The 25,761-nt window shown below is 59.6% G+C and carries 23 protein-coding genes and 1 pseudogene; 17 read left to right on the plus strand and 7 right to left on the minus strand.

Annotated elements, in window-relative coordinates; translation table 11 throughout:
- The first annotated feature begins 123 nt into the window (after positions 1-123).
- Both NKI96_RS21310 and NKI96_RS21315 read left to right on the plus strand, forming a co-directional pair.
- Positions 124-588, plus strand: coding sequence for a thermonuclease family protein (locus NKI96_RS21310; protein ID WP_502900285.1), 465 nt, complete (start codon positions 124-126; stop codon positions 586-588).
- Between the two features lie 24 nt (positions 589-612).
- Positions 613-663 (plus strand): annotated as a pseudogene (locus NKI96_RS21315) (excalibur calcium-binding domain-containing protein); the annotation flags it as partial.
- 194 nt (positions 664-857) lie between these two features.
- Here NKI96_RS21315 and NKI96_RS21320 read toward each other — a convergent pair.
- From NKI96_RS21320 to NKI96_RS21340, 5 genes are all read right to left on the minus strand, one after another.
- Positions 858-3,305 (minus strand): beta propeller repeat protein, encoded by a 2,448-nt coding sequence (locus tag NKI96_RS21320; protein ID WP_352544687.1) that lies wholly within the window; start codon positions 3,303-3,305, stop codon positions 858-860.
- Between the two features lie 30 nt (positions 3,306-3,335).
- Positions 3,336-4,031, minus strand: a complete 696-nt coding sequence (locus NKI96_RS21325; protein WP_352805979.1) for a PQQ-binding-like beta-propeller repeat protein — start codon at positions 4,029-4,031, stop codon at positions 3,336-3,338.
- Between the two features lie 34 nt (positions 4,032-4,065).
- Positions 4,066-4,881, minus strand: a complete 816-nt coding sequence (locus NKI96_RS21330; RefSeq protein WP_352805982.1) for a hypothetical protein — start codon at positions 4,879-4,881, stop codon at positions 4,066-4,068.
- 34 nt (positions 4,882-4,915) lie between these two features.
- Entirely contained in the window at positions 4,916-5,056 is a 141-nt protein-coding gene (locus NKI96_RS21335; protein ID WP_352544690.1) for a hypothetical protein, read from the minus strand.
- A gap of 295 nt (positions 5,057-5,351) precedes the next feature.
- Complete coding sequence (locus NKI96_RS21340; protein WP_352544691.1) at positions 5,352-5,891, minus strand: hypothetical protein; 540 nt, start codon at positions 5,889-5,891, stop codon at positions 5,352-5,354.
- Positions 5,892-6,671: 780 nt separating this feature from the next.
- On the opposite strand from NKI96_RS21340, the gene NKI96_RS21345 reads away from it, so the two are divergent.
- The 13 genes from NKI96_RS21345 to NKI96_RS21405 all read left to right on the plus strand — a co-directional run bounded on the left by NKI96_RS21345 (position 6,672) and on the right by NKI96_RS21405 (position 21,378).
- Positions 6,672-8,075, plus strand: coding sequence for a hypothetical protein (locus NKI96_RS21345; RefSeq protein WP_352805985.1), 1,404 nt, complete (start codon positions 6,672-6,674; stop codon positions 8,073-8,075).
- 28 nt (positions 8,076-8,103) lie between these two features.
- A complete protein-coding gene (locus NKI96_RS21350) occupies positions 8,104-9,837 on the plus strand; it encodes an amidohydrolase family protein (protein ID WP_352805986.1) in 1,734 nt (577 codons plus the stop codon).
- 110 nt (positions 9,838-9,947) lie between these two features.
- On the plus strand, positions 9,948-10,343 hold the full coding sequence (locus tag NKI96_RS21355; protein ID WP_352805989.1) for a hypothetical protein: 396 nt from the start codon (positions 9,948-9,950) through the stop codon (positions 10,341-10,343).
- 44 nt (positions 10,344-10,387) lie between these two features.
- Positions 10,388-10,594 carry a hypothetical protein gene (locus NKI96_RS21360; protein WP_352544696.1) on the plus strand — a complete coding sequence of 69 codons (207 nt, stop codon included), beginning with the start codon at positions 10,388-10,390 and terminating at the stop codon, positions 10,592-10,594.
- Positions 10,591-11,205 (plus strand): hypothetical protein, encoded by a 615-nt coding sequence (locus NKI96_RS21365; RefSeq protein ID WP_352805991.1) that lies wholly within the window; start codon positions 10,591-10,593, stop codon positions 11,203-11,205. Before NKI96_RS21360 ends, NKI96_RS21365 begins: the two co-directional genes overlap by 4 nt.
- Positions 11,206-11,490: 285 nt before the next feature.
- Positions 11,491-12,333, plus strand: coding sequence for an SOS response-associated peptidase family protein (locus NKI96_RS21370; protein ID WP_352544698.1), 843 nt, complete (start codon positions 11,491-11,493; stop codon positions 12,331-12,333).
- Between the two features lie 177 nt (positions 12,334-12,510).
- Positions 12,511-13,173 (plus strand): peptidoglycan-binding domain-containing protein, encoded by a 663-nt coding sequence (locus NKI96_RS21375; RefSeq protein WP_352805993.1) that lies wholly within the window; start codon positions 12,511-12,513, stop codon positions 13,171-13,173.
- A gap of 692 nt (positions 13,174-13,865) precedes the next feature.
- A complete protein-coding gene (locus NKI96_RS21380; RefSeq protein WP_352805995.1) occupies positions 13,866-16,523 on the plus strand; it encodes a hypothetical protein in 2,658 nt (885 codons plus the stop codon).
- Between the two features lie 30 nt (positions 16,524-16,553).
- Positions 16,554-17,444 carry a hypothetical protein gene (locus NKI96_RS21385; RefSeq protein ID WP_352544701.1) on the plus strand — a complete coding sequence of 297 codons (891 nt, stop codon included), beginning with the start codon at positions 16,554-16,556 and terminating at the stop codon, positions 17,442-17,444.
- A 97-nt stretch (positions 17,445-17,541) separates the two neighbouring features.
- Positions 17,542-18,537, plus strand: coding sequence for a metallophosphoesterase family protein (locus tag NKI96_RS21390; RefSeq protein WP_352544702.1), 996 nt, complete (start codon positions 17,542-17,544; stop codon positions 18,535-18,537).
- Between the two features lie 260 nt (positions 18,538-18,797).
- On the plus strand, positions 18,798-19,475 hold the full coding sequence (locus tag NKI96_RS21395; RefSeq protein ID WP_352805998.1) for a M15 family metallopeptidase: 678 nt from the start codon (positions 18,798-18,800) through the stop codon (positions 19,473-19,475).
- A gap of 39 nt (positions 19,476-19,514) precedes the next feature.
- Complete coding sequence (locus tag NKI96_RS21400) at positions 19,515-20,855, plus strand: N-acetylmuramoyl-L-alanine amidase (protein ID WP_352806000.1); 1,341 nt, start codon at positions 19,515-19,517, stop codon at positions 20,853-20,855.
- Between the two features lie 229 nt (positions 20,856-21,084).
- A complete protein-coding gene (locus tag NKI96_RS21405; protein WP_352806001.1) occupies positions 21,085-21,378 on the plus strand; it encodes a hypothetical protein in 294 nt (97 codons plus the stop codon).
- A gap of 142 nt (positions 21,379-21,520) precedes the next feature.
- Here the strand turns inward: NKI96_RS21405 and NKI96_RS21410 are convergent, their stop codons facing one another.
- Positions 21,521-21,832, minus strand: coding sequence for a conjugal transfer protein TraD (locus tag NKI96_RS21410; protein ID WP_352806003.1), 312 nt, complete (start codon positions 21,830-21,832; stop codon positions 21,521-21,523).
- A gap of 1 nt (position 21,833) precedes the next feature.
- Entirely contained in the window at positions 21,834-22,160 is a 327-nt protein-coding gene (locus tag NKI96_RS21415; RefSeq protein WP_352806071.1) for a conjugal transfer protein TraD, read from the minus strand.
- 172 nt (positions 22,161-22,332) lie between these two features.
- Between NKI96_RS21415 and traA the strand changes: the two genes are divergently transcribed.
- On the plus strand, positions 22,333-25,380 hold the full coding sequence (gene traA, locus NKI96_RS21420; protein WP_352806006.1) for a Ti-type conjugative transfer relaxase TraA: 3,048 nt from the start codon (positions 22,333-22,335) through the stop codon (positions 25,378-25,380).
- Positions 25,381-25,509: 129 nt separating this feature from the next.
- A complete protein-coding gene (locus NKI96_RS21425; RefSeq protein ID WP_352806008.1) occupies positions 25,510-25,725 on the plus strand; it encodes a helix-turn-helix transcriptional regulator in 216 nt (71 codons plus the stop codon).
- Positions 25,726-25,761 lie beyond the last annotated feature (36 nt).

Below are 25,761 nucleotides of genomic sequence, written 5' to 3' on the forward strand. Positions count from 1 at the left end.
GGCTATAGCTAAGCTCGTCTGAAACGGGTCCGCGTCCGTTGCCACACATACCACCTGATACGCACGCTGCCGTCGGCCGCAGCCACGATCGAGATCCACGGCCAGCGGATCCGTTTCGATGGCATCGACGCCCCAGAGAGCAGCCAGTCCTGCGGTGACGCCACGGGCTTCGACTATCCGTGCGGGCGCCGCTCGGCCGAGGCTCTGGCGACCTTCTTGTGGGCTTCCAGTCCGGTCAAATGCACGTTCGTGACTTGGGACCGATATCGCCGCTTTGTCGGGGATTGTCTGCGCGCCGATGGTATCAACGTCGCCGCGTGGATGGTCGAGCATGGCCAGGCGATGGATTGGCCTCGCTACAGCCGCGGCGCATATTCGGCGCAGCAGGCGAAGGCGGAGATCGCGAAGGTCGGCATATGGGTCGGAGCCTTCCAGACGCCTTGGGAATGGCGCGCACAAAATGGCGAAAACGCTCCTTCGTCGAAGCCCTTTGGGTTCATCAAACGCCCTCTGGTCGCACAAAGTGCCTATTCATGCGAACCACGGCGGAACTGCTCTCAAATCGGCTCGTGCGACGACGCTCGCTAGTATCTCGACAACTGTTCTTGGGGCGGCAAACTCGACCGCGACAAAGACGGGGTTCCTTGCGAAGGGCTCTGCTAGCGATGCCGGCCTGTAGATGGAAGCATCCTGAGCGGTGATTTCAGGAGAACGACAAACCGCATCCTGAGAACACGGCCTACGGTCAGCCAGGATTTTCTTCACTCATCGGATCGGGGCACCGGAATCGCGGTCTTCATCGTCGTCAGGTCCGATGGCCCGTGTGGAGCAAAGGTCTCGTGCTGTCCTCGCCCTCGCTACGCGACAGCTAGTGACAGATCGATCTCGAACAAGCCCCTGCCGTGGGTCACGCAAATCAATTTGCGATCCATCCAGAACAGATCATCCACCGAAACGTTTGCTGGCCCCTCATTGGTGGGTGACCAGGTCCCACCGAGATCGTCACTTGCGAATACCCCGACCTCGCTACCGATGTAGAGACTGTTGGCGTGGTCGGGATGGATAGCCAAGGCATGGACCGGCGCCTTTGGCAGGTTGCTCGCGATGTCCTTCCAAGTGGCTCCGCCGTCATCGGTTCGCCAGACGTTGCTTGCGGAGAACCCGCCAAATGTGACGAAGACAACATCAGGGTCGTGCGAGGAGACAACGATCCGGTGGCAGTATCGGCCAGCCTGAATCTGCTGCGGCCCTGGGCCGTCGATGCGCGACCAACTCGGCGTCGGCGCGAGGGCGTTCAGCGATCTGGAGATCTCGCCGTCCCCATAGCCAACCCAGACCCGGTCCGAGTCACCGGGCGTCACGCAAATCGCACTGATTTTGTCATTCGATGGTGGCTTGATCCGAGCCCACTGAGGCCCGCCCGTCGGCGTGTTCGGCGTCTTGGCATCGTTGGTGCGCCACAGCGACTGACCGCCTGCAAGGATCCGGTTTTGATTGTTCGGGTCAAGCAAGAAAGGTGCGATGAAAAGCGCGCTGCTGGTTTTGGCGTCAGGAATCAGGAACGGCGCCGCCTTCCACGCCCAGGCCCTAATTGCGGGGTTCCAGAACTGACCGGTGATGTAGCGGTTGCCGGCCGTGTCATCGGTGGTGGCGCCGTCACTGTTGCGATGAATGTTAAGGTAGACATATTCACCGTAGAAGGTCAGTGGATCTTGAGGATCGGCCCCACAGAATCCGCCATCACCGCCAAAGATCTGCGTCCAGTTTTCAGGCCCGGTATTTGGATCGAAGGCGAGCGTGCCGTTGTCCTGGGCACCGGCGACGATGATCCCGGTGGCGAGATTGCCGGCCGCCCCAAAGAATTGGGTCACGGCATAGTTGTTGTTGAGTTCGGTCCAACCGCTGATCCGGGGTACACCGGGGTCGTTGCCGACGGTCATTGCATCATCGGCGCGATAGATCCCGCCGTCGTTGCCAAAGAAAACTGCCCGGTTCGCTATGCCATCGTAAGCAGGGTGTGAAACGATGCAATGTTGATCGGCATGGGCCGAACGCCTGTCCCACCAGGTACTGATATCGACCAGATCGTCTCCGCCATCCACGCTGCGCCAAAGGTCGATTCCGCCGACAATGACGATATCGGAATTCGTCGGATCGTCCGCCCAGATCACATTATCGTACCAACCCTGGTCGCCGAGGTAATTCGCCGAATCGCCATCCGGATTGCGGCTCTTGCGTTTCGTGAATGTCTTGCCGCCGTTGGCGGAGCGCCAGATCTGGCCGTTTTCTATGTTGACTGATGCAAAGACAACGCTGGGATTGGCGCGGGCATAGCAAAGTTCAACGCGGCCTCCCCAGCTTGCTGCGTGGGTCGACGGAGTCCAGGTTGCGCCAGAGTCACCTGAGTACCACGACATGCCGCTAGACAAACTCGCGGCGATCGCTTGAGTGGGATCGGTAGGATGAAACTTCACGTCGGCGACCTCTGCCGCCAGAACGGTTTGCCAACTCGCTCGCGTGGCGTCAACGCTGCGGCGAATCCCCTCATTGGTGGCGACGAGCATTGTCGTGCCATCGACGCTGATCGCTATCCTGTTGACGATGTCCCAGCCCGCTCCCGCGGTCGATCCAATCTGGCTCCAATGAGTGCCATCGGTAGTCCTGAAAATGCCGCCGCCTCGCAACGCATCCCCATTGTGGAAGCCCTCGCCGGTCCCGGCATAAATCAAATTGGCGTCGTTGGGGTCCATCATCAGGCAAGTCACGGAGAGGTTTGCCATGAAGTCGTCGGCCGGCGTCCAGCTCTGACCGCCGTCGTCGGTCCGCCAGATCCCGCCACCAGCACTGCCGGCCCACATCGTCTGGTGCTGCGCCGGATGAACAAGGATCGCATAGGTGCGGCCGCCAATATTGCCTGGGCCGAGGGCCTTCCAGGCGGGCCTCGCGAGGCCCGCGACAGGCGGTGGCGCCATCCCGAGGGCCGCGGGCGCGACGTGGCCGCCGGACGGGATTCCCGCCACGCTCGGACGGCGGGCGCGTGCCCGCAGGCCATCGACTTCTTTTAGTGCCTTTACCAACGGCTGTTCGGTTGGCCGACCTTTGCTGTCATAGAGTTGCTCGAGGCGGAACATCAAACGGGCACGTGGGGAGTCCGGGTAGTCCTGCCGCCGTATCGCCCGTAGAAGGGACGTTTCCGGTAGTGCCTCGATACCGGCGCTGGTCATTGCACGCGAGGTGCGTAGCATGTCGACCTGCATAACCGTTATGCCGCGTTCGCGTGCAACCCGCCTTTTATTGATGGCCATGACAAACAACTCCCCTCATGTCTGATCCAATTAATTGCGCAGTGGAGTAGGCTTGGATGCCACGTGTTGCGATAGCGGGGTTTCCCACAAAACGCTTCCGCTCGACGCGTCGCGGGCCTCCAGGCTCACTTCGGTGTTGCCGGACGCAATCCGGGCCCTCAGGGCGAATGCCGTGCCACCGATCTGGTCCAGTGCCAGGACGTCGGGGTCGCCCGCCGACCGGGCGATAGCGTCAACCGGTCGAACCGTGTCCGGCGCAAGCCGGGTCGTGGCGGCTTGCCTTGCCACAACCTTCTCAGGGTCAAGTACGATGGCTCCGCTGGTTTCGCCGCGCGTTTGCTCGGACAAATCAGCTGGCGGCGGAGCACCACCGCGGTAAGGTCGCCGGAGCCGCCAAGACAGCCTCAGCCCCTCCGGCGTCTTATCCGCTTCCATATCCACGGCGTCTGGCGCAGTGCCGACTTCGCCGGCGAGATCCGGCATGCCGAAATCTGCGATACGACCGGCATCCTCGCCGGTCGAGGTATCGACGAGTCGAAGCTGGAAACTCTTGCCCTCCGCCGCAAGCGTCACCAACCGCGAACCGGTCACGGCCACCGGGCGGCCGAGACCCGCACGCCGCCACAACAGCCTGCCAGTGGCGATGTCAACCGCGGCAATAGCACCCGCCACGGGTATAAACGCCCGTGACTCGCCATCGTAGATTCCGCCTACAAAGTCCCGCACATCCGTCTCCGTTCCGGAGGAAACGCGCCGCGCGCTATTTCCAGGTGACGCTCAGAATTGGATGCAGTTCAATGCCATTGTTCAGCACGACTCCGGTCTGCCCGTGAACGCGATCGAAGAAGCCAACCCCGATCACCTCGACGGGCGTTGCCGGAACTTTGGCCTTGAACGGAAGTGCCGTGTCGAAAATGTCTGCTCCGTCCAGGTGGGCTGTTCCGGTCGGGGTACCAGGAACGATCGATGCCTGCGGCATCAGGTATTTGCCGAATTGAACGAACGGAACGCCGACGAAGCTTGGCCCGAACTTTTCCGCGATCTTCCTCCTAACCGCCTGCATGGCGTCAAACCATGGGCTGGTATCATCAACGAATGGCGGATGCGCTGTCGGCGCCTCGGCGATGCAGGTCTCGCCGCTCGCCCCTTGCAGCACGATATGGAAGTCACCATCGTCCTCTTTCTTCAGCACAATGATGTCAGCGACGACGCGCCAGACGACAAGTTTCACGGGACGGGCGCGCAGCGTTTGATATTTCTTGTGGTTCTTGCCGACCGGAAGCATGTCGGCCGGACGTGCCAGCGCCGCAAGTTCCTCGACTGTAGTGTCGACGATCCCGGGTTCGGTACCGACGTCTCGGTTCGTGCCGACCTCTCCGGCGTCGCTGTCGGTCCCAGTCTTGACCGGCCAGCGTTCGACGCCGGGTTTGGTTGGCCCCGGTCCCGGTGCCGCAGGAGGAACTAGGACGCCGCTTGGAACCAGGCCGGCCACCCGCTTGAATTGCGCGGCGAACGCAGCTGAAACGGCGGGCAGTGATGCCGGATTGAACTGCGGTACTTTCGATGCAGACGGCATGTCAATCCCGCCAATTGAAACAGGCACTTAAGCCTCAATCGCCCTTGGCCTTCCTCGTTCGCCAATGCGCCAGAACGGCGACGACAACAACGAGGCCGGCAATGATGTAGAGCGCTTCGGTCGTTCCATTGCCACCATCAGGGCTTACGCCAAACCACCGTTCAATGAAATCCATTGATCAGACCCTCGCGCGTGATCCCGTTTATTCGGTGCAAGTAGAAAGTCTAGTTGATAGTGCGGCGCAGCAAAAAACGCGTCAGCATCCTAGTAAGTTCCTAAATTTAAAACAAGCTCCTTACTGAAAATTACTTCAGTTAAAATTTTGATTTCACCCATGCCGATCCAGTGCGAAAACGGTGAAGCATTTCAGCGTCCCGACGCAGATCAAGCCGTTGTGCCTGATCGGGAAAGCGGGAGGGCTTCCAGAGTTGCGGCTCGTTGCTCGGTGGGAAGCGATATGACGTCTTGTGTCAGCGAAGCCAAAGCTCAAGATCAATGGAATCCACCGCGGCCAGAGCGGACGCCGCTTTCCCGGCGCAAGCGAGATTGAGTTGAACCGAGATAGTGAGTGGAGCATATGAAGGAGCCTCTCCTTCAGCAGTGGGAAATGCGGTTTCCGCGGGACTATAAAGTGTTCGGACAAAATCAATGCTGTCGGACCCTCCTTGAAGGGGCGCGACCATCGTTTGGCTTTCGTAGGCCCGTGCTAGCGTTAACTGAACCGTTGCTCTTGCACTGCCGGCGAGTGCCACCTGGCCCCTGAAGTCTGCCCGTGTGGCAGTCCAATCTGTTTTGGCCGGAATGTTTGCCTCAATTGATCCCACGAGAATGGCGGCAGCAGATTTGTTCCCTGTTCCGTCGCAGTGTGCGTCAAGACCCTCGATTAGAATCGACAGGGATCGCCCATCAGGAGATTTGACTACGGAGGCAACTCTTGAACTGGCCGGAACGGCGGCCAATTGGGAAAATTCTTCCCATTGGATTGCTGCCGGCTGCGCGAGGTCTGCCATGCTCCCTTCCAACTAGCCATTCCAAACGGCAAATACCGAAATGCCAGTATTATATCTGCATAGCACGACCGAGACGCCAAGCAAAGCGAGGTGTTGCCACGCGCAAGACTTCATCGTGCCATGAAAGAATTTCCGACAAAGCGATCCGCAGTATCACAAAAGATAATTAGCTGTGGATAAAGAAGTGCGCCGCAGGCCCTGAGTCCATTATTTCGGCATCATCTTGGCGGCTGGGGTGATCCTGAGGTGGACATTTTTGGACGACCGCGTTTGCGGTCTTGTTTGGCTTTGCCTAACCGGCCTTTGGTGCCAGGCGACGGCGCCGCTTCCCCCACTGAGACGGCCACCGCCGCCCCCACCGGAAGGATGCTTTCATCACCGCCGTGAAGGCGGCGCAGGACGAGATCGCGAGGCGGTGAAGAACAACAACGCCCAGGCCGCCGCGAAGGCGGCGGACGATCTCAAGCAGGCGCTGCCATTCGGAGCCGATTCTCAGCATGACCAAAGTCTACCAAACTGGTGACAACTCGGCAATCCAGCAGATATCGCCGCATGTACATGAGTGATGAGCCGTCAATCATAACTTTGAGTTGAGTCTCCACGAAGCACTTGGGAGTTTCCGGATCGGGACGTTAGCCAGGACCGTAGCTGGCAAGTTTTCAATGCTGGTATCTTTTCAAGCTCGAGCTGTCGAAGTACAGTACACGTTAATGTGGTATCGATGCGCGTCCGTCTTCCATATTTTTACACTGTGATCAGAATAAAATTCGGGGGGAATGAATGTTCGTACGCACCACTATCCTCATAGTCTTTCTGGCGATGGATTGCACAGCGGCCCTTGGTGCCGACCCTCGATGCGTCCCCACTTCATATAACCCATCCTTCGGGATCCCTCCAGGATACACCGAGGACCAGGGCTTCAACGGGCGTTTCGACTATCCCAGCACAACTGGCGAAGCGGTACCGGATTTTGTGTCGACGATTGATTTCCGGACCGATTGGCATGCCTACATGAATGCGGTTTTGGACTACGTTCTCGACGGCAACGAGGACGGCACCGAGGCGGGGGTTTCCAATGCGTTCCACATTCAAGACAACCACAAGCGCAACTGGTACCATGGCCTGTGGATGGACCGGACACCCACAGGACGGGAATTTTTGCATGGGCTCACCGCCGAGCGACCTACCCTCAAAGATCAGCTGAAAGAAGGCGTCGATGGCGGTGACCAGACGTGGGCAATAGGATTTTACAATGAGATCGGGGCAACAACGTTTGCAAAGATCTTCAAGGAACCCTGCCAGCCGGATTTAACTAACGTTTTGTTTCCGGTGGGCACCGTCTCATTCAAGCTCCTGTTTAGCACCGTGTCTGATGAAAAGGTCCCTTACCTTAAGGGTGCGCCAACCTGGGATGGTGACATTGATCGGGTGGTCGCCCATAAGACGACCCGCGTGCCTCAGCAAGTTCATTTGATCCAGCTTGATTTCGCCGTCAGGGACCCGCGGGCGGGCACCAGCGGATGGGTGTTTGGAACATTCGTCTATAGTACGGATGTCGTGTCCACGGATCCTTGGCACCGGCTGGCCCCTGTTGGACTGATGTGGGGAAACGATGCCAACGCCGAGGCCGATCAGCCCATCACGCAGAGCATGATCAACACTGAGCTGAAAGGCGTTACCTACGGTTGGGCAAACCGTTTGGTGATGGGATGGCAGGGGCGCCTGAACGGGCCGCTCGACAACCTAAACTCTTCGTGCTTGAGCTGCCATGGTAGCGCACAGTTCCCGCGCAGCCTGCTTCTTGGAAATGTTCCAAGCAAAGCTGTCGATCCTGATCCGAAGAACAGGACCGCATATGGAGAGCGGCTCAGGAGCTACTTCAGAGACATCGCGCCTGGTGAGGTGTTCGATTCTCCCACCCGATTTTTCAACGACAACACGAACAGGACATTGGTCCACGCGATCAGCCTCGACTACTCGCTGCAAATTCAGACGGGGCTCGAACATCTATGCCAATCAGCGAGAGACGGGGAGAAACCGTTCGACGTCGTCGACGTGCCAACGGCATGCGTCCCCTCGTCGTGGACCGCAGCACCCTTGCGCACGAACGTCGAGGATCAGGCAGCACAACGCAAGGAACTGGACAACGTCGACTGGAAGGCGCTCAACGCTGCCATTAGGTGATAGAATGCGTCTCTGAGAGGCGGGCAAAATGCGTAACTTGATTGGGGATGCTGCGGGCATCCCAAATCGACGGATCATGCTACAATGGCTGGGTGGTGCAGCAACCGCCGCGATACTGCCCGCCTGTTCATCGTGGCCGCTGTCACCGGGGCTCTGTGTTGCAGATGGACGCGGCAACATCATCGATGTCCACTGCCACCTTTTCAATGCTTCGGACGTGTCTGTTGAAGGCTTTGTCAGATATGTCGTGCTCGGTGAGCATCGGGAAGAGGTCTTCCCGGAACTGAAGGTTGCCCGGGCCGGCGGTATCATCGATGCGCTGGTTGTCCTGCTGGTTTTGATCCTCAGTGCTGGTACGATTACCGCGAAGCAAGAAGCTGCCAATCTGCGCCGCCGCCAACCGATGGAAAAGCCCGAGGACTTGGACAACCGCCAGACCAAGGCCGTGGCAGATGCGCTGCTTACGCTTGATCAAAGCCAGCGCGCCCCAAACAAGATCGTTCAATCGATCGCCGGCGACCAGGCCGTGCCCGACTATCGTGAGCTGCTCGACCAGATCTACGCCGAAGCCGGCGTTTTGACGACCAAGGCACGCGGCGAGCCGCTTGACAAAGCCAAAGCGGCTGAGGTGGCCCGAAACCTAAAGGGCAAGGATTCGAAAATCGCCCGCTACATAGATTTCGCTCGGCTGCTGCTGGGCAGCCGTGAGGCCATCGCACGGGAATATATCCGGGTCTTCGCAGACAAGCGCTGCGTGCAGATGATCACGCCGAGCTTTCTCGATATGCATCGTTGGCTAGGCAAGGCGCCAGTCTCGTCCATCGCCGAACAAGTGGATGTCATGGATGCGCTTCAGGTTACCATAGCGCAATCCAACAACGGTATGCACATGCACAGCATGGTGGGCTTCGATCCGCGCCGCTCGGCAGAAGACCGCGACGTTTTGAGGGAGGTCAAGCATGCTATCAACGATTGCGGCTTCGTCGGCATCAAACTCTATCCGCCAATGGGATTTCAGCCCATCGAGAATGATAATCTCAAGGTTCCAAAAGAGCCGAAGGGTGCAAGTGGTGAGCGCATTGAACGCGCGCTTATGGAACTATACGATTGGTGCGCGGCCGAGGATGTGCCGATCATGGCGCATGCGGAAAATAGCCTTGGTTCAGTATGCGGCTATGGGCAGCGTGCAAGCCCCAAGTGGTGGCGCAAACTGCTGGCTATCCCGAAATATTCTCGCCTTCGAATCAACCTCGCCCATTTCGGCGGTTTCGACGAAGCACTCGACATTGGGGACAACGCGCCTCAGGGACTAAGATGCGAGGCCGATGAATACTCAGGCCCGGTGTGGGAGGTCATTATCGGCGAGACGATCAAGGACGATGGTCGTGATTTCCTGTTCGCTGATTTGGCCTATCTCAGTGAACTGACGATCCCAGGTAGCCAGGAAGAAGAGCGCCCTGAAATCCGCCTCCGTTTGGAAGCGTTCCGCATTGCCTACGATCCAGACGTGCGCCACCTCATGTACGGCACCGACTGGACCATGATCGCCAAGGAACTCGACAACAACAACTATCTCGCAAATCTCGACTCCCAACTTCGTCTCGCCGGCTTCACGCCGGACCAGTTGCAGAATATCTACTGGCGCAACGCCGTTCGGTATCTAGGCTTGGGCCGCGGAGAAAAGACGCGCGGCCGCTTGCAACGCTACTGCGCGAAACGAAAACTCCCCGACGCGTGGCTGATGGCCTTCGATGCAGTTTGAGTGGTTCTACCCTGATCTCGACCTTTGAACGAGTGTGACAAATGCCTCGTTAGGACAACAGGAAATCTTCGACAGCCGGAGGCGGCTGCCGGCATCGCAGGAGCAAGGTGGTGATGGGGCTGAGCTTGCCAACGAAGTCACGGGTGCGGTCGACTGCAGCTCTGCTTTTACTGCTTGCTCTTTCGCTGCTGGCGGTTCCCAGCCCGAGCTCTGCAGACAAGTCGAACGACTATAGCGGCGAGGTGCCGATCAACCTGCGCGGACCCTTCGTGTTCGAGCCGGAGGTGATCGTTGCCCTCGACTGCGCTCAACACGACCCCTGCGACGGCCCGCTGAACTTTAGCAGGCTGATCGAAGCCAAGGCGAGGAGCTACGAAGAGGTAGCGCACAAGAACCCGTTCAAGCTGAAGATTGCGCGTTCGATCCAGGTCAAGCTTGCAGAAGATTTGGATGATCTGACAAAGCTAGCGGGCGCTGAGGGTTCCCAGCTCCACACCGAGTTTTGACCGATCCCGGATCAAGGATCGAGCTGGTCGGCGTCGTCAACCGAATGGATCGCCAATTCATCACCGATGTGTCGCTGTTGCCAGCGCAGCGCGACTGCGGCGAGATATCGGTCATCTACCGTTTTTCCTACGACCTGACGAACGGGCGCCAGTCCAGGCTGCCGGTGACGATGAACATCGTGTTTCCTGCACTGCCTGGCGACACGCAAGGCGGAACAGTCACCTGCCAAACGTCGCCGACCGATGGGTGAAAGAACTTGACCGGCCAGTCGGCCGGGCCCCCCTGGAAAAGGTAGAAGCTCTCCTCGACCCAGGCAGCGGTCCGCTCGCGCTCATCAAGGGCGAGGACATGCTTCGCATTGAAATCAATGCGCAGGTGTACCGCAAACCGGCAAGCACGGTTGAGGATTTCGGATCCGAAGCGGAATATCTCATTCGTGTATTCCATTGGGAGGAGAAGGCTGGAGAGTTCCAGCCGATCGGGCTCACCAACCAGATCGATCGCGAGAAGCTGCTGTGCGGTTCCGGGGATAGCGCCTCGCAATGCAAGGAGAAGAAGGCCCTGCGCGAGGAGCTTGTCGCCTATCTGCAGACGCCTGCAGTCGTGGCGGACATCGATGCCGGCACGCTGGAGCTTCCGCAAAAGTACCTGTCCAAACGCGCCGTCTCCGTTTCGCCCGGCGGCGTTCATCGCGCGAGAAACCAGCCGTTCTGGCAGCCGACGCCGGAAAGCAAGAAGGGAAGAAAGGCGACCAGGAAGTCATCTCCGACGACGCCATCTGGGTCGCCCTCGAGCGCTTCGGGAAGACCGGCGGGAAGCTCAGCTTCGTCAAATCCACGGAGGATTTCCGCACGAGGCTGAACGACAGCACGTGCACCGGCTGTCATCAGACGCGGGCCATTGCGGGCTTCCATTTTCCCGGCGCCGACCGCCGGGGGACGCCTGCGGCAAACTCAGTCTTCCTGCCTGGATCGCCGCTGTTCTACGGCGATCAGCCGCGCAGAAAAAGATCGTTGCGGCAATCGCGAACCGTCCATCGGGCAAACTGACGACCTACGAGCTGGCGATAGGCTACTCGGCCCGCCCCCTGAACAAGCTGGAAGACGAGCTGTCGGGCACACAGCTGCTTGGCGGCTGGGGAGGGGCATGCATCATGCCGAATTCCTCGCCTCCACGCAACGCCAGTGGACGTGCCAGGAGGGGTTGACCTGCAAGCAGTTCTACAGATCAGAAAACGACAAGATGGTCGGGACCTGCGTGCCGGAAAGCCATGCGCAGATAGGAGACCCGCTGCAGGCCGGGATTATAAAATCTCTCTCCTTTGGGCGTGACAGCTACAGCCGTGACTTTCCCAAGGCCTATCCCGAAGGCCACGACAAGAACAAGCTGATCGACAACGAAGCGCTCAAGAAATTTTCGCTTCCGCCGTTGAAGGACAATTCATTCTATGGGGCGCACCAGGAGTATTATCTTGGGAAAGATTGCAGGTCAGTGCCCTGCAGCAAGGACGAGTTGCGTGATGCACAGACAGGCGGGTTTCCGGCCGGCATGCTGCGGCTATCGGAATGCCTGGGCCTTGGTCCGAACAGCACTTGCGGCCTGATCGCATCGACCGGCTTCAACACCTGCCTGGGCCGGATCACCGATCCGGGCACAGTCTATACGCAAAACGTGTGCTTTCAGAACTTCACATCCTTTGCCGGGATGCGCGCGTGTGACGCGGCAGATCCCTGCCGGGACGACTACATCTGCGCCAGTGCTGTGGCCACCAGCCCCGAAGATTTCGAAAACTATTTTAACGCACGCGCCGAGAGCCTCGCCAAGAAGCCATACTTCAAGAACATTGTCGGGAAACCCTATTCGGCCGCGGACTATTACGGCCAAAGCTTCCCCGACAAGGAGTGGCTGGACAGGCGCGACCGGCGGGGGCTTTGCATCCCGCCCTACTTTGTTTTTCAGTTCCGTTCGGACAGGCACCCAAAACCCTAGCTGCGAGCGTTCGATGGCAAGACAGGAGGATTTCGCATGACGGGCAATGTACGCCACGAAAGAGACCTCGACCGAGACCTCTGCGCGGTTCCCGAAGAGTATCCTGCCGGGTTCACTGAAAAGTCTTCTCCCTTGGCGGCAGGTGCCATGCCGTTTCCCATCGACGTTCAGCTCGCTTTGCCGACGACCGGCCTCTATGGCTACAAGCTCGAGAAATACCGGTTCGCAATTGCGCAGGCAGCCGCGGCGGTCGAGGAGGTGGGACGCATCTGGTCGCTGAGGCGCGCTTCGCCGCGCCTCGGCGTCGGTGACATCAGCCAGAAAGGCGGCGGGACGATCCCTGACCACGGCTCGCATAAACTTGGCCGCGACATCGACATGGACATGCTGCGCAACGACGGAACGGAAACCGATTCCGGGCGTATAACCTTCCAGAGCCCAAACTATTCGCTCGAACTCACCCAGGAACTCGTCGACCTGTGGCACGCCAACGGCACGCTAGCTCTCAAGGTGATTTTCTTCAACGACCCCGACATTGTGGGTGCGAACTGGGAAGACAACCACGACAACCACCTGCATGTCCGGCTGTTCTTTCCGGGCGAGGCCCGTAACTATCCCCTCCTTCAGCGCGGCAGCCGCGGCGCTGCGGTGCGTGAATTGCAGCGCCGCCTTGGCTTCTGGCGTTGGAAGAATGCCATCGCAATCGAGGAGCTGGCGATCGACGGCGATTTCGGCGACCGAACGGACGCTGCCACACGCAGTCTCCAGACGCTTGCCGGATTAATGGTCGACGGAAAGGCCGGGGATTCGACCTGGAGGGCGCTCCCAGTCGCCCTCTGACACCGCCTATGCCGGTGATGGCCCGGCCGCCCCCCACCGCAGGTCCAGCGATGGGAGCTCGTATCTGTTCCTTCTTTCGCAGCAATTTCACAGTCATTAAGGCAGGATTCTGCTGTTGTCGCAAGTATTTGCAGTTGACCTAGACATCGAAGTGCGTGAAGATTTCTCACGCTACTTCGGGAGGGGGCACTTTGAAGATCGGAACGGTGACGGTTGGGCCTACGCAGTGGGAGCTGACAGGCACCTCTCTCGGCAGTTTCGCGTCAGGACTGGACGGCTCGATCTCCGCAACCCTGCCGACCGGCGAATCATTTGCCCACGTCGGGCCACTGTTTGCAGCAGGAAGCGTCGAGGCAATGAAGCTAGATGGCCAGGCACCTGCTGACCTGCCGTCCACCATCAATTTTAGGCCCGAGCCGGGACTGGCCGTCGCAGCCCTTTGCCTGCGGGATGCCAGTACAATCAGGCTCTATCTTCCGTCCAAGCCGGACGCCTCGAGCGGCAGGTGGGTCGATGTTCCCAGAACCCCCGAGTTCCTTGCAATGGCGGCATCCGACCGCGATGCGCAGCGAAAGGCCTGGATTGCCGCTCTCACCAAGGTGAAACCAGCCAGCTGGCCCAACGGCATCGACCTGTCGAAAAAGAACCTATCGACGGTCTCGGCACCGGCCTTGCGCATATTGCTGGCATATGTGGCGGCGCATGCCTGTGCGGTGACCGGGGTCAACCAACCTGGCGACGGCTATCGAGGCGGGCAGACACATGGCTTGACGCTTCCTTTGTTGCGCTACCCGGTGTCGGAACCCGACTGCTACATCCGCGTCATTTCGGGTCGGGAGGGTCTGCTTGAATCCATCAATGCCTATGACCTCGGTGCCGGCATCAGCCTGGGCTCGATTCAGTTCAACGTGCATCGCGCGGCGATCTTCCAGTTTCTCCATGCCTTCAATGAGATGGACCCCGACCTGTTCCACCCGTGTTTCGATCGGTTTGGCTGGTCACCCAAGCAGGTAACGATTGGGGGGACCAACTTCTTTGCTCTCAATGTGGTCGATGCCGCTGGCAACGCAACCCAGCTGATTGGCCGGGATGCCGACCATTCCCGCAACTGCGGATATTTTCAGTCGGGGATCCCCGGTCACGACTCCTTCAATCAGATCGACGCCGCGTTCCGCAAGGACCTCGCGGCCGCGTTTCGCGATGGGGTGATCTGGCCGCATGTGCACGAGACGATCATGGGCGTTTCGGGGGAATGGCTGCGGCCCGGCCTCAAGAGCATCGAAGCTGCCGGCATCCTTCCCATCGACACAATGCGGCCCGATCGCGACACCTTTGTCCTCAAGGCGCTGCTTCTGTCTGCCTATGTCCGGTATTCGGCATGCCTTGCGCCGCTGCTCAAGGCGCTGAAGCCCTACGCTTCGCCTGCCGCAAAGCTGGCTGCCATCAACGGCGTGCTGCTTGCTTCCGATAGCTGGTCAAGTTGCAGTCAGGACCGGCGCTCCAAGCTGGCCACCCGCCTCGCGGCGCAGAAGCCGGACGCCATTGCGGCTTGGGAGGTTATCGACCGGCTGGCCGATTCCTATCCCGGAGCGCCTCTCGAAATGATGGCCGCAGCAATCGCCCCCTCGGTCGAGGTTGATGTGGACGACGACAGCTGCGACCATGAGGTCAGCCGTATACTGGCGGACCATCGCTTCTGGGATGCCCAAGCGGCCGCCTCGCTCACCCAGCTCGGCAACGTCAGCCAGCAGCTCCAGTCGTTGATGGCGAGGGAGGTCGACCGGACACAGAACCGCAAGCCTTCGATGAAGGCCGCCCGAGCCGGAGAAAAACGAGCCAAGCGCATCGTCTCCGGCGACCTGGTGGTCAAAACCGCGAAATCAGGCCGGCTCGAAATGGCGATCGTCGATGCCATCGACGACAACCATCTGTACGTCCGCAATCTCGAGGGCGCCTACAAGCGCTGGCGTTGGAGGGACCCCGCCGGGCCACTCCGCAATCGACTGCAGGTTCTGGCGCCCAGCAAGGCCGCGGCACGGCAAATGGCTGCGTTGCGCGAAGAGCTGGTCTTTGCCGACCAGGCGCTTGCCATCCCTCCGTTTGGCGATGCCGAGCGGCGTAGCATTCTGACGCCCCTTCTGCTGCCGGCCGTCAACCAGGCGGCGTTGGCGTGGAACGAACAGCGGCATCCTAGCGTATCGGGTGTCGGTCTTGGCCGCATCGCAATCACACTGGAGAGCTATGTCGACTTCGCCTCCGTGAAAGTCGCGATCGCCGCGGCCCAGGGCGCTGCGGCAGCGACTGACAAGGCGGTGCTCGTCGAAGCCATCCACCAGTTTCAGAGCAAGACATATGTCGATGCCGCGCAGCATGACGGGCGCTGCGGTGAATCGACCCTTGACAATCTGGGGCTTTATCTTGGCCGGCCAGGCCTCAACCAGGTCGACGTCGCCAACCCGACCGCGCAGGCTCATCTCACCAGCATCAACAAAAAACTTGCAGGCGTTGCCGACAATCCGGCCGCGCCGGCGACCTTGAATGCCGCCAACTGGTTCCGGCACATGACCGCGCCCTCGTTTCTTGGCCAAACGTTCCGTAACGGCATTCATGCGGTCCTGCTGCGCCGACTGAGGGCCGCCGAGCGGCATCTGCTTGGCATGCCGGCTTATCAGGGGTTCACCCCCGTGAAACTCGGCCAGGCGCTGGGAATCCAGAAATTCCACCGGGGGTCCAGGCCAACGGCAACCACCGCCAGCATGCACACATTTGGACTGGCGACAGACATCAACTACACCGGAAATCCCTGGATCAAGGGCAGCGAGATCGTGCGCGTGCTGCAGTGTGCGCGGCGTCTCGTCTCCGGCATGACGCTTGAAGGCGGCTCCACCGCCGCCAGCTTGCTTCACGCCAACGCCAACAAGACGACTGTCGAAATCTACGACTTCCTGTGGAGCCTCGACCGCGATTTCCGCAGCTACCTGGCCTTGCGAGATGATGCCGAGGAGTTGAGACAACTGCTCGAGCGGCATCATCAGAACGGCACGCCGGGAATATTCAGTGCCGGGGAAACGTTAGATCAGGCCGCCATCCGATGGCGAAACACGATCGCATCCGACCTGGCGAACCTGGGCACCGATGACGGCTTCTTCGAGCGCGACCCACGCAACGGTTTCCTTAATCTGTCGAAGGATTTGGTCATCGCGTTGCGGGATTTTGGCTGCCTGGCATGGGGAGCCTCGGACTTCGGACTCGGCGAGAGCGGCGACATCATGCATTTCGATTGCCGCAACACAGGCCTCGGGCGCGTCATCAACAAGGGGTTCGTTCCTCCGGAACGACATTGCGCCTGAACGCGGCTGCCTCACACAGGATAAACGCTCATGCCAAGACTTGCTTCGGCGACGATCAATCTGCCAACGTTGACCAGCCTGGTGTCACTGGGTTGCGCCCTCATGTTATGCCAGGCGGCGGCGGCAGCCGATCTGGTGGCGTCCACAGCAGATGAGTTGCAAGAGAGATTTGCCGGGGGTGCCCGCTATGTCATCGGCAGCGAAACCTCCGCGAACCCCCATCCGTGGTGCACTGAAATCGCCAGAGGCAACGTGCTCCTGGAGAATGATCTGATCAAACCATATGCCCAACTTGCCGGGCATGCAGCGGCCAAACTCCTCGAATGCGACTACAAGTTCCCCGGTTCGGCCCGCCGTGGTTGGGTGATCGTGCTGGCGGCAACGCCCCGCAATCTGGCGGAAAGAATGGTCAATGCCTGCAATGAAGTGGCTCCCGGCCAGGCCAAAGCCTGTGTGGACAAGCTCATGGACAGCGGCGATGACACAGCTCCAGCCGGTTCAAACAGCTTCATCTTTCCGATCACGGGCTTCGTGCGCGAACCGTGCAATGGCAACGAAAACCTGATCGGCTTCCGCCACGGCGTGACGATCCAGTACACGGACGGACCCGCCAGCAAAAACAAGCTGGCCTACTGCGTCACGACGAACGAGACGGCCGACACGCAGCGGAAGGTTGGCCTCACCTTCGGAACCTTCGACGTATTCAAAGTGGGACGCCTAGCTGCGGTCACCCGGGCCAACGTCGCCGTCGACGGCTCCTTTCCCGAACCGGACGAGGGCAGTTTGGAAGGGTTGGCATCTGATGCGTTTCAGGTCTACGTGCGCGACAATGAGATACGGGCCGTGGAAACGGCCCATGACCGGATGATGGTTATCAAGGCGGCGCTGAAGATGGGCGTACAGGTGCCGGCAAAGCAGTAGTAGACGTTGCTTTCGCAACGCGCAGGGAACGCCTGTAGCGCGACATTCGCCCGGAATCGCCCGGGCGGCGTTCTGTCGAGCGGGGAGGGAGCAGGAAATGAACAGCTGCACACGGGTATTTTCTGTCGCCATCATGCTTCTTGCAGGGTGGGGGCCCAGCTTGGCGCAAGAAGGAACGGAACCGGACAAGCGAATTGGCATCCTGCTCGCCGCCGGCGACATCACCGCCTGCTATCACAAGGAACGCAAGTACAAGGAGGTCGCCGAGCTGATCCAGCGGGAAGTCGACAAGGCGGCAGGACTGCCGGTCGCGGTTCTGGTCCTGGGCGATGTTGCGTATTCAAACCGCGACAAGAAGGGCAAGTTGGCAGCGCCGTTCTACGCCGAATGCTTCGAGGAGTTCAAAACCCTTTGGGGAACCGCCAACTATAACCGTCTCCTGCCTGTCGCGGGCAACCATGACTACTCGGATGACCCCACCAAGAGCGTGTATCAGGGGTACTTCCAGGAAAGGTTCACGGCGCTCAACGCCGATAAGGCCACGCAGTTCTATGCCACGACCTTCCCGCAGGACAATGCCGACGGATGGTTGCTGGCGGCCGTGAATTTCTATCGGGATAGGAACCTGCAAGAGGGACTGCTGCGTACTGCCTTGACGAATTCCAAGGCAAAATGCGCTCTCGTCTTTTCACATCCCTTCCTCATGAGTTCCGGCGAGCACGGTCGCGACGAACCGAATTGGACGTATGCCAAGATGGAACCCTTCATGAAGATCGCGATTGAGCAGGGGGCCACGCTGCTGGTGACGGCGCACGACCACGATTACGAACGCTTTGCCCGCCAGGACGCCGCCGGCAACGAGATGGCAGGCGGGCTCGGGTCGTTTGTCGCTGGAACCGGAGGGGCACATCTCTACGGTGTTCCGGACGACAAGCGGCATCCCCTGAGCAGAGCTTTCCAGAACACTTCGGCCGGGTTGCTGAAGTTGGAGCTTTACCCGGATAGTTACACATCCTCCTTCGTTGCGATCGATCGAACAGTGCACGACGCCCAGACTGTGCCGCAAGACTGCTCAAAACGCCCAGGGCTATGAGAGTGCAGCACCTTCTCTGGAGAGAGCTTCAAAAGACGCTTCGGTGACGAATGTCTAAAATAGGAGATGATGCGCGATCACTCAGTCGCAATGATTTGAACTCTACTGCGTCGATCGGCAAAACTCGAGATGCCATTTTGCGCAAAAGTTTGTAAAGTAAATCCTGCTGTCTTGTGTCATATTGAACGTTATGGTAATTTTCTGTTACTTTATCTCTTGTGTAGTTGGTATCCACGTAGACGCGGGAATTTGGTTTTTTTATGGATTCTAGACGTCTTGGTGTTATTGTTTTCGTCGGCGGCCTTTGCGTTTGCCTGGCCGCCACTCAAGGCGCCTTTTCTGAGACGAACGCCGACAAAACGACCTCTCAGCCGATTCCGGACACCATTTGGCAGAACATGCAGGGCAAATCCTGGCATGCGGATCTTCCATGTCCCGCCCGAACGGACCTGCTGTTGCTCACCGTTCCCTATACTGGTTTCGATGGGCAGAAGAAGACCGGCCATCTAATTGTTGCAAAAGCTCATGCGGCCAATATTGTGGCCGCCATGGACAGGATTTTTGCATCTGGAACTTTCCGGATTGAGCGGATGGAGCTAGTCGACAAATATGGCGGCGATGACGACGCCTCTATGGCTGACAACAACACCAGCGCTTTCAACTGTCGCTTTGTTGGCGGCACCAACACGCTATCGGCGCATGCTTTGGGCATCGCCATTGATATTAACCCCGTCCAGAATCCATTCGTAACGAAGTCAAACACCTACCCCCCAGCTGGTAAAGCATTTGACGAAGCTCACGAGAGAATAAGCTCCGTAACGGGCATTATTCTACCCGGCGGCGAAGTCACTACGTCCTTTGGCGACGTCGGATGGACCTGGGGCGGAACATGGGATTCCAAGAAGGACTACCAACATTTTTCTCAGAGCGGGAAATAACCGCAGTTCAAACACCAAGACCGGTCAGGGAGAGCGCACATGGCGAACGAAGCGGCATCAAACACTTATCCACAGCCTGACGAACGAGACGCAAGCGACATCCTCGCCAATCCGAATCCAGAGAGACGCAGCCCTGAATTCGTCAATCCTGACGATGAGATATCGATCGAATCCACATCTGCCGCCCAGCAGATAACTATCGTCTGCCGCCCCTTGCCGTCCGAGGGTGTACCGAACTGTAACATTAGAATTGGCACGAAAATGGCGACAACGAATACGGCCGGCAACGGAGGCATCGACCTGTCGACGCTTGCTGACGGCGCCTATAACGCCGAATTTCGGGCGCCTGATACTGACGATACGGAGATGGGGCCCGACTTTCGACCCGACACTTCAAAACCCCGCGTGTGGCGGTCCTTATCCGGACAGGTGCAAGTGCAGGCTGGGCGCATTGTTTCCGCCGAACCCTCGGACTTTCTCGTTGTCAACGGAAGCAATGTTCGCGTCCGTTTGCAGCCTGCTTGGCTCAAAGCCCCCTTGGCCAACACCCGTCCCGGCCCGATCGACGCGATCGTCATCCATCACACAGCCGGCAATCTGCAAGGGGACCTCAACACCTTTCTCTATGCCAACACCGTGTCCATCCACTACGTCGTCGCGCCAAATGGTGATGTCTATAAACTCGTCATGGAGGACCGGAAAGCGTCCCACGCCGGCTATAGCCATTGGCAGGGCGATGAAGGCCTCAACGGCACATCGATAGGAATTGAGATGACGCACATCTCCGGGCCGTATCCCCAGGTACAGGTCGATGCGACCGTCGCACTCGTGGATAAACTGCATCACGCCTTTCCTCACATACCCTCGGGGCGCGTGATCGGACACAGTGATATCGGAATATGCGAGCCGACTGCTCCCAATTCGTGTAGCCCATCGGCCCCGAAACGACTAGGGCGCAAGTCCACCGATCCTGGTTCAACTTTTCCGTGGGAAAGGATTGAACAACTTGGACTTGGCCTTCAAATCATAGCCGGAACAATGACTGCGGAGGCGTTCGGGGGATATTTTGTGCTCAGGCCAGCAGGTCGCCTGATCCAAGGCGACAACGATACTGCACATCGCTACGGTGGAGAAATCCTCAATCAGGTTGCAGGCGCCATAACTGAGCTTCAGAAAAATCTCAAAAGCATCGGTTATTATGTAGGCCAGGTGGACGGCGACTTTGGGCGTGTTACCGAAGTCGCTCTGAATATGTTCAATCAGCATATGTTCAGCGGTTCACGCCAGGGCAGCAATAGCAGCGAAGGCCGGCTGAATTTTGCCGTGGCCGAAATGCTAAAGCGGGTCCTGGGTGAGGTAGACGCCGTCCCGTCGGCTTAACACTTAGCACAAAGCCGAATTCTCGGGCTTCGGCCCGGCAGGCCTCAACTGAGCTGCCGCACAGGCAGCCCGTTCACGTCCGAGGAGTACGCTCCAGACCAGTGCAGATCGCCGTGCGTAGGACGTCGAATCCACTTATTATCGCCGCCTCAGCAAACACGATGACGCCCGCCGCCTCCATAAGGCGGTCGGTGAATCATTCGAGCACTTCGCAAGCAATGCCGACCCGATGCTTGCAGCCGCGCTCCTGCAAACCGCAACGGATGAATACCGAAATGCCGGGCTGAAGAAGGAGCGTGACCGTACCCTCATCCTTATGCAGAAGAAAATCGGCGCTGCGGGCGAAAATCTCCAGTCGGTCGAGCACAAGATCGAGATCACCAAGGACGATATGGAATCGTTCTTGAACCAAGTGGTCGTCGATGATCTTGGTTCAATCCTTGTGCGTATCACGCGCGAGTTCATGTTGAAGCGGGGCGCTCTTGAAGAGCAAGTCCAAAAGACGCTCAAGCAAGCCCGTTAATGGCGCATATCACGCCAATGATCTATGCGGATGATCGGGTTGCCGCCAAGATCGGCAGTGTGGATGAAGACTCATTTGGTAGGCTCTTTCATCAAGCCAGGTTTGCGTTCCAGTTCGAACGGCCATGGCTGACACAGGCTTTTCAGCGCTTGTTCGAAAAGCACGGGGTTGTTCCGCAGCACTTCGCCGGTTGGGCCAACCGCCACGGGCTTCGCCGGCCCATCTGCTCTTCATGCCGTTCCGCATCGAACGCCTGCTTCCCCTTCGCGGCCCACAGGTCCCGCGCATGATCGTCTTCATGGCTCTGCAGCTTGGCGGCGAGCGAGAGGAGCGCGCCGTAGATGGTGGCCCGATCGCCGTTGGTCAGATCAACGATGCCGGCCTTGACGACTAGCCCGCCGAGTTCGATCAGATGTCGGGTGCGCTTGCGGCGCTCGACCTGCCAGGTGCGCATGTCATTGCGAGCTAGAGCCGCCTGCCGGCGATTGCGCGCTGCCCGGTTGCGCTGGAGCGCCGCGAGGGCTGCGCTGAGATTCCGGAGCAGTTCGACGGGACCGGCTCTCGAAAAACGTCACCCCACGCTTGGCCCATGCCTCACGCTTTGCGGCGTCTTTCGTCTCGGCAATTGCGACCAGTGCACCAGCCAGTTCGTCGGTGCTGAGCTGATCGGCGCCGGTGGCGACCACCAGTTCGCCAAGTTGCTGCACCTTTCGCGTTTTGAGTTCTCGCGCTTTTTCTTCCAGCGCCTTCAGTTCGGCGTCGAAGTCTCGTGGTTTGCGCATGGCTGTCTCCATTGATTGTCGATCTCTGAATGATAGTTGAGCGCCTGCCGGAAGGCTTCAGGGTTGCCGAGACAGCCCGGGACGGGCTGGTCCATCCCGAGAATTTTTCGAGGGAGGGCGCGCTTATACGTCGTGCCGACGTTCGCTTTGACGTGCAAATGATCCGGTCGCGATGGCGATCTATCATCTTCATCTCAAGGTCATTGGCCGCAAGGCTGGGAGCAGTGCTGTAGCGTCGGCGGCCTACCGCTCGGCTTCGCGATTGCGTGACGAGCGCATCGAACGCAGCCACGACTTCTCCGCCAAGCGTGGTGTCGTCCATTCCGAGGTGATGCTGCCGCAGAATGCACCCGAAGCCTGGCGCGACCGCGAACGGCTGTGGAACGATGTCGAGGCGTTCGAGGTGCGCAAGGATGCCCAGCTTGCCCGCGAGGTGGAGTTCGCGCTCCCGCGTGAACTCAGCCAAGGGCAAGGCATCGAACTGGCGCGCGACTTTGTTCAGGCTGAGTTTGTCAGCCAGGGCATGGTCGCCGATCTCAATGTGCATTGGGACAGGGCAGAGAATGGCAGTCCCAAGCCGCATGCTCATGTCATGCTGACCATGCGGTCCGTAGACGAGAATGGTTTTGGTGCCAAGGTTCGTGACTGGAATGCCACCCAGATGGTCGAGCGCTGGCGCGAGCGATGGGCGGAACTGGTCAATGAGCGTCTGGCCGAGCTCGACATCGACGCCCGCATCGATCATCGCAGTCTGGAAGCACAGGGCATAGCGTTAGAGCCGCAAACGCAGATTGGTGCGCCAGCCCAACGCATCGAGGGCAGTGGCCTTGAGGCTGGCGGCATTGAAGCAGATCGCGCCGAACTGCATCGCGAGATCGCGCGCAACAATGGTGCGCGCATCATTGCCGATCCATCCGTGGCGCTTGATGCCATCACCCATCAGCAATCGACCTTCACCCGAAAAGACATTGCGAAGTTTGCGCATCGCCACAGCGACGGAATGGAGCAGTTCAACGAGGTGGTGGCAGCCATCAGCAACGCACCCGATCTGATCGAACTCGGCAAGGACCGGCGCGGCGAAGACCGTTTCACCACAAGGCAGATGATCGAGACCGAACAGCGCCTTCACCGCGCTGCGGAGCGTATGGATTTGGACGAGCGACACGCGGTGAGTGAGGTACATCGCGAGGCAGCTGTGGCGCGGGCCGCGCAACGCGGGCTTGTCCTGTCAGGCGAGCAGGCGGATGCACTGGATCACATCACCGATGGTCGCGGTCTTGGGGTCATTGTCGGCTTTGCCGGAACGGGCAAGAGCGCCATGCTGGGCGTTGCACGCCAGGCATGGGCAGCGGCGGGCTACGAGGTTCGAGGTGCCGCACTCTCCGGCATTGCCGCTGAGAATCTCGAGAGCGGATCAGGCATCTCGTCACGCACCATCGCCAGCATGGAGCATGGCTGGGGACAGGGCCGCGATCTGCTCACCGCTCGCGATGTCCTGGTGATCGATGAGGCCGGCATGGTCGGCACGCGCCAGTTGGAGCGCGTGCTCTCCCATGCGGCCAACGTTGGCGCAAAAGTCGTGTTGGTCGGAGATCCCCAGCAGCTACAGGCAATCGAAGCCGGCGCTGCATTCCGCTCTATCCACGAGCGACATGGCGGCGTCGAAATTGGCCAGGTGCGCCGGCAGGGCGAGGACTGGCAGCGCGATGCCACGCGCGATCTGGCAACCGGCAGGATCGGCGCTGCGATCAACGCCTATGACATACAAGGCATGGTGCATCAGGCTGCAACGCGCGAGGAAGCGCGAGCTGAACTCGTCGAGCGCTGGGATCGCGACAGGCAGGCGCATCCAGAGGCGAGCCGGATCATCCTAACCCACACAAACGACGAGGTGCGCGCGCTGAACCAGGCAGCACGCGAGCGCATGCGCGCTGCCGGCGATCTCGGCGACGATGTTCAGGTCCATGTCGAACGCGGCGCAAGAACTTTCGCAAGCGGCGACCGCGTCATGTTCCTGCGCAACGAGCGCGGGCTTGGCGTGAAGAACGGCACGCTCGGTGTGATCGAAGACGTCAGCAGACAGACCATGGCGGTGCGCACCGACGACGGCAAGGACGTGCGGTTTGACCTGAAAGACTACGCCCACGTCGATCACGGCTATGCCGCGACCATCCACAAGGCTCAGGGCATGACGGTTGACCGAACCCACGTCCTGGCGACGCCGGGTATGGATGCCCATGGAAGCTACGTTGGCCTGTCGCGGCATCGAGACGGGATGGACCTGCACTACGGCGGCGACGACTTCGCGACACGGGACGGGCTTGTCCGTACGCTGTCACGTGACCGCGCCAAGGACATGGCGTCGGACTACGAGCAGATCGACCCGGCGCAGAGCTATGCAGAGCGGCGCGGCATCACCTTTCGAGAGCGTGTGGTCGAGATCGTGCGCCGGATCGTTCCGGAGAAGCTGCGCGACAGGATCGGCGGATTGCTGGACCGGTTGCGCCCGCCCGCAGATGGCGAGCCCATGCAGGAACGTGGACCTGGGCCGGGAAGGGAGAGTGTTGGGGCGCAGGTCGGAGATGTTGGCGCCACGCCTGGAAGAGAAGCTTTTGCGGGGGACGCGCCGCGCGACACGAGTCTGCCGGGGAACCCAGAAGCAGAGATGCGCCGCGCCCGCACCCAGGCGCTTGTGCGTCACGCGCGAGCGCTCGACACGATCCTGCGCAACGGAAATGCCGACGGGCACGGTAGTCCCGAGCAGATGCGCGAATTGAGGGATGCCCGTGGCGCTTTCGAGAAGGTGCGGCCGCATGGCTGGCGCGATGCCGAAGCGGCGTATGTGAAAAATCCCGAACTTGTCCGCGAGGCGGGGGCCGGCCGCGTCAGCCGTATCGTGCTTGCTCTCCAGCTTGAAACGGAAATTCGCACCGGGATGGAAAACGATCCCGGCCGCCGCGCCGACCGGTTCGTGGAACGTTGGCAAAAGCTCCACCGTACGGGACGGGAGCAATATCGGGCCGGCGACGTGTCCGGCTACAAGTCCACGCGTTCGGCCATGTCCGATATGGCCAAGAGCCTCGAACGCGATCCGCAACTTGAATCGCTGCTGGCAAACCGCAAGCGCGAACTCGGTATTCACGTCGATTCCGGCCGGCGCCTCGGCGCGGAACTCGCCTTCAGCCATGGCATCGGTAAGGGGCGGGGCATCGGGATCTGACACCCCTCCGATTTGCCGCCGTTTTCACGCCGCAGACGGCTGAAGCGACAAACTGATTGCTTCCAGCATTCGGTCCGTCCTGTCTGTCTCAGCAGATGCCAGCAACAACCACTGAGAAGCAGGCAAGCTATGCCCGAGTCGGATCGTATTGTACGCCTCAAAACCGTCCTTGCCCGGACCGGCCTGTCCCGTTCAACCATCTATCGCAAGATCGCCGAAGGCACGTTCCCGGCTCAAATCAAGATCAGTGTCAACGGGGCCGGTTGGCGGGAATCCGATGTTAATCGATGGGTAGCTGATCCAGTCTCATGGCACACCGGCGCATCACGAAAAAACAGCGAGTAGACGCGGCGGAATGGTACGTTGCTGTCGACGTTGAAC

This window comes from Mesorhizobium sp. M0292 (assembly GCF_040321695.1).
Lineage (GTDB): Bacteria > Pseudomonadota > Alphaproteobacteria > Rhizobiales > Rhizobiaceae > Mesorhizobium.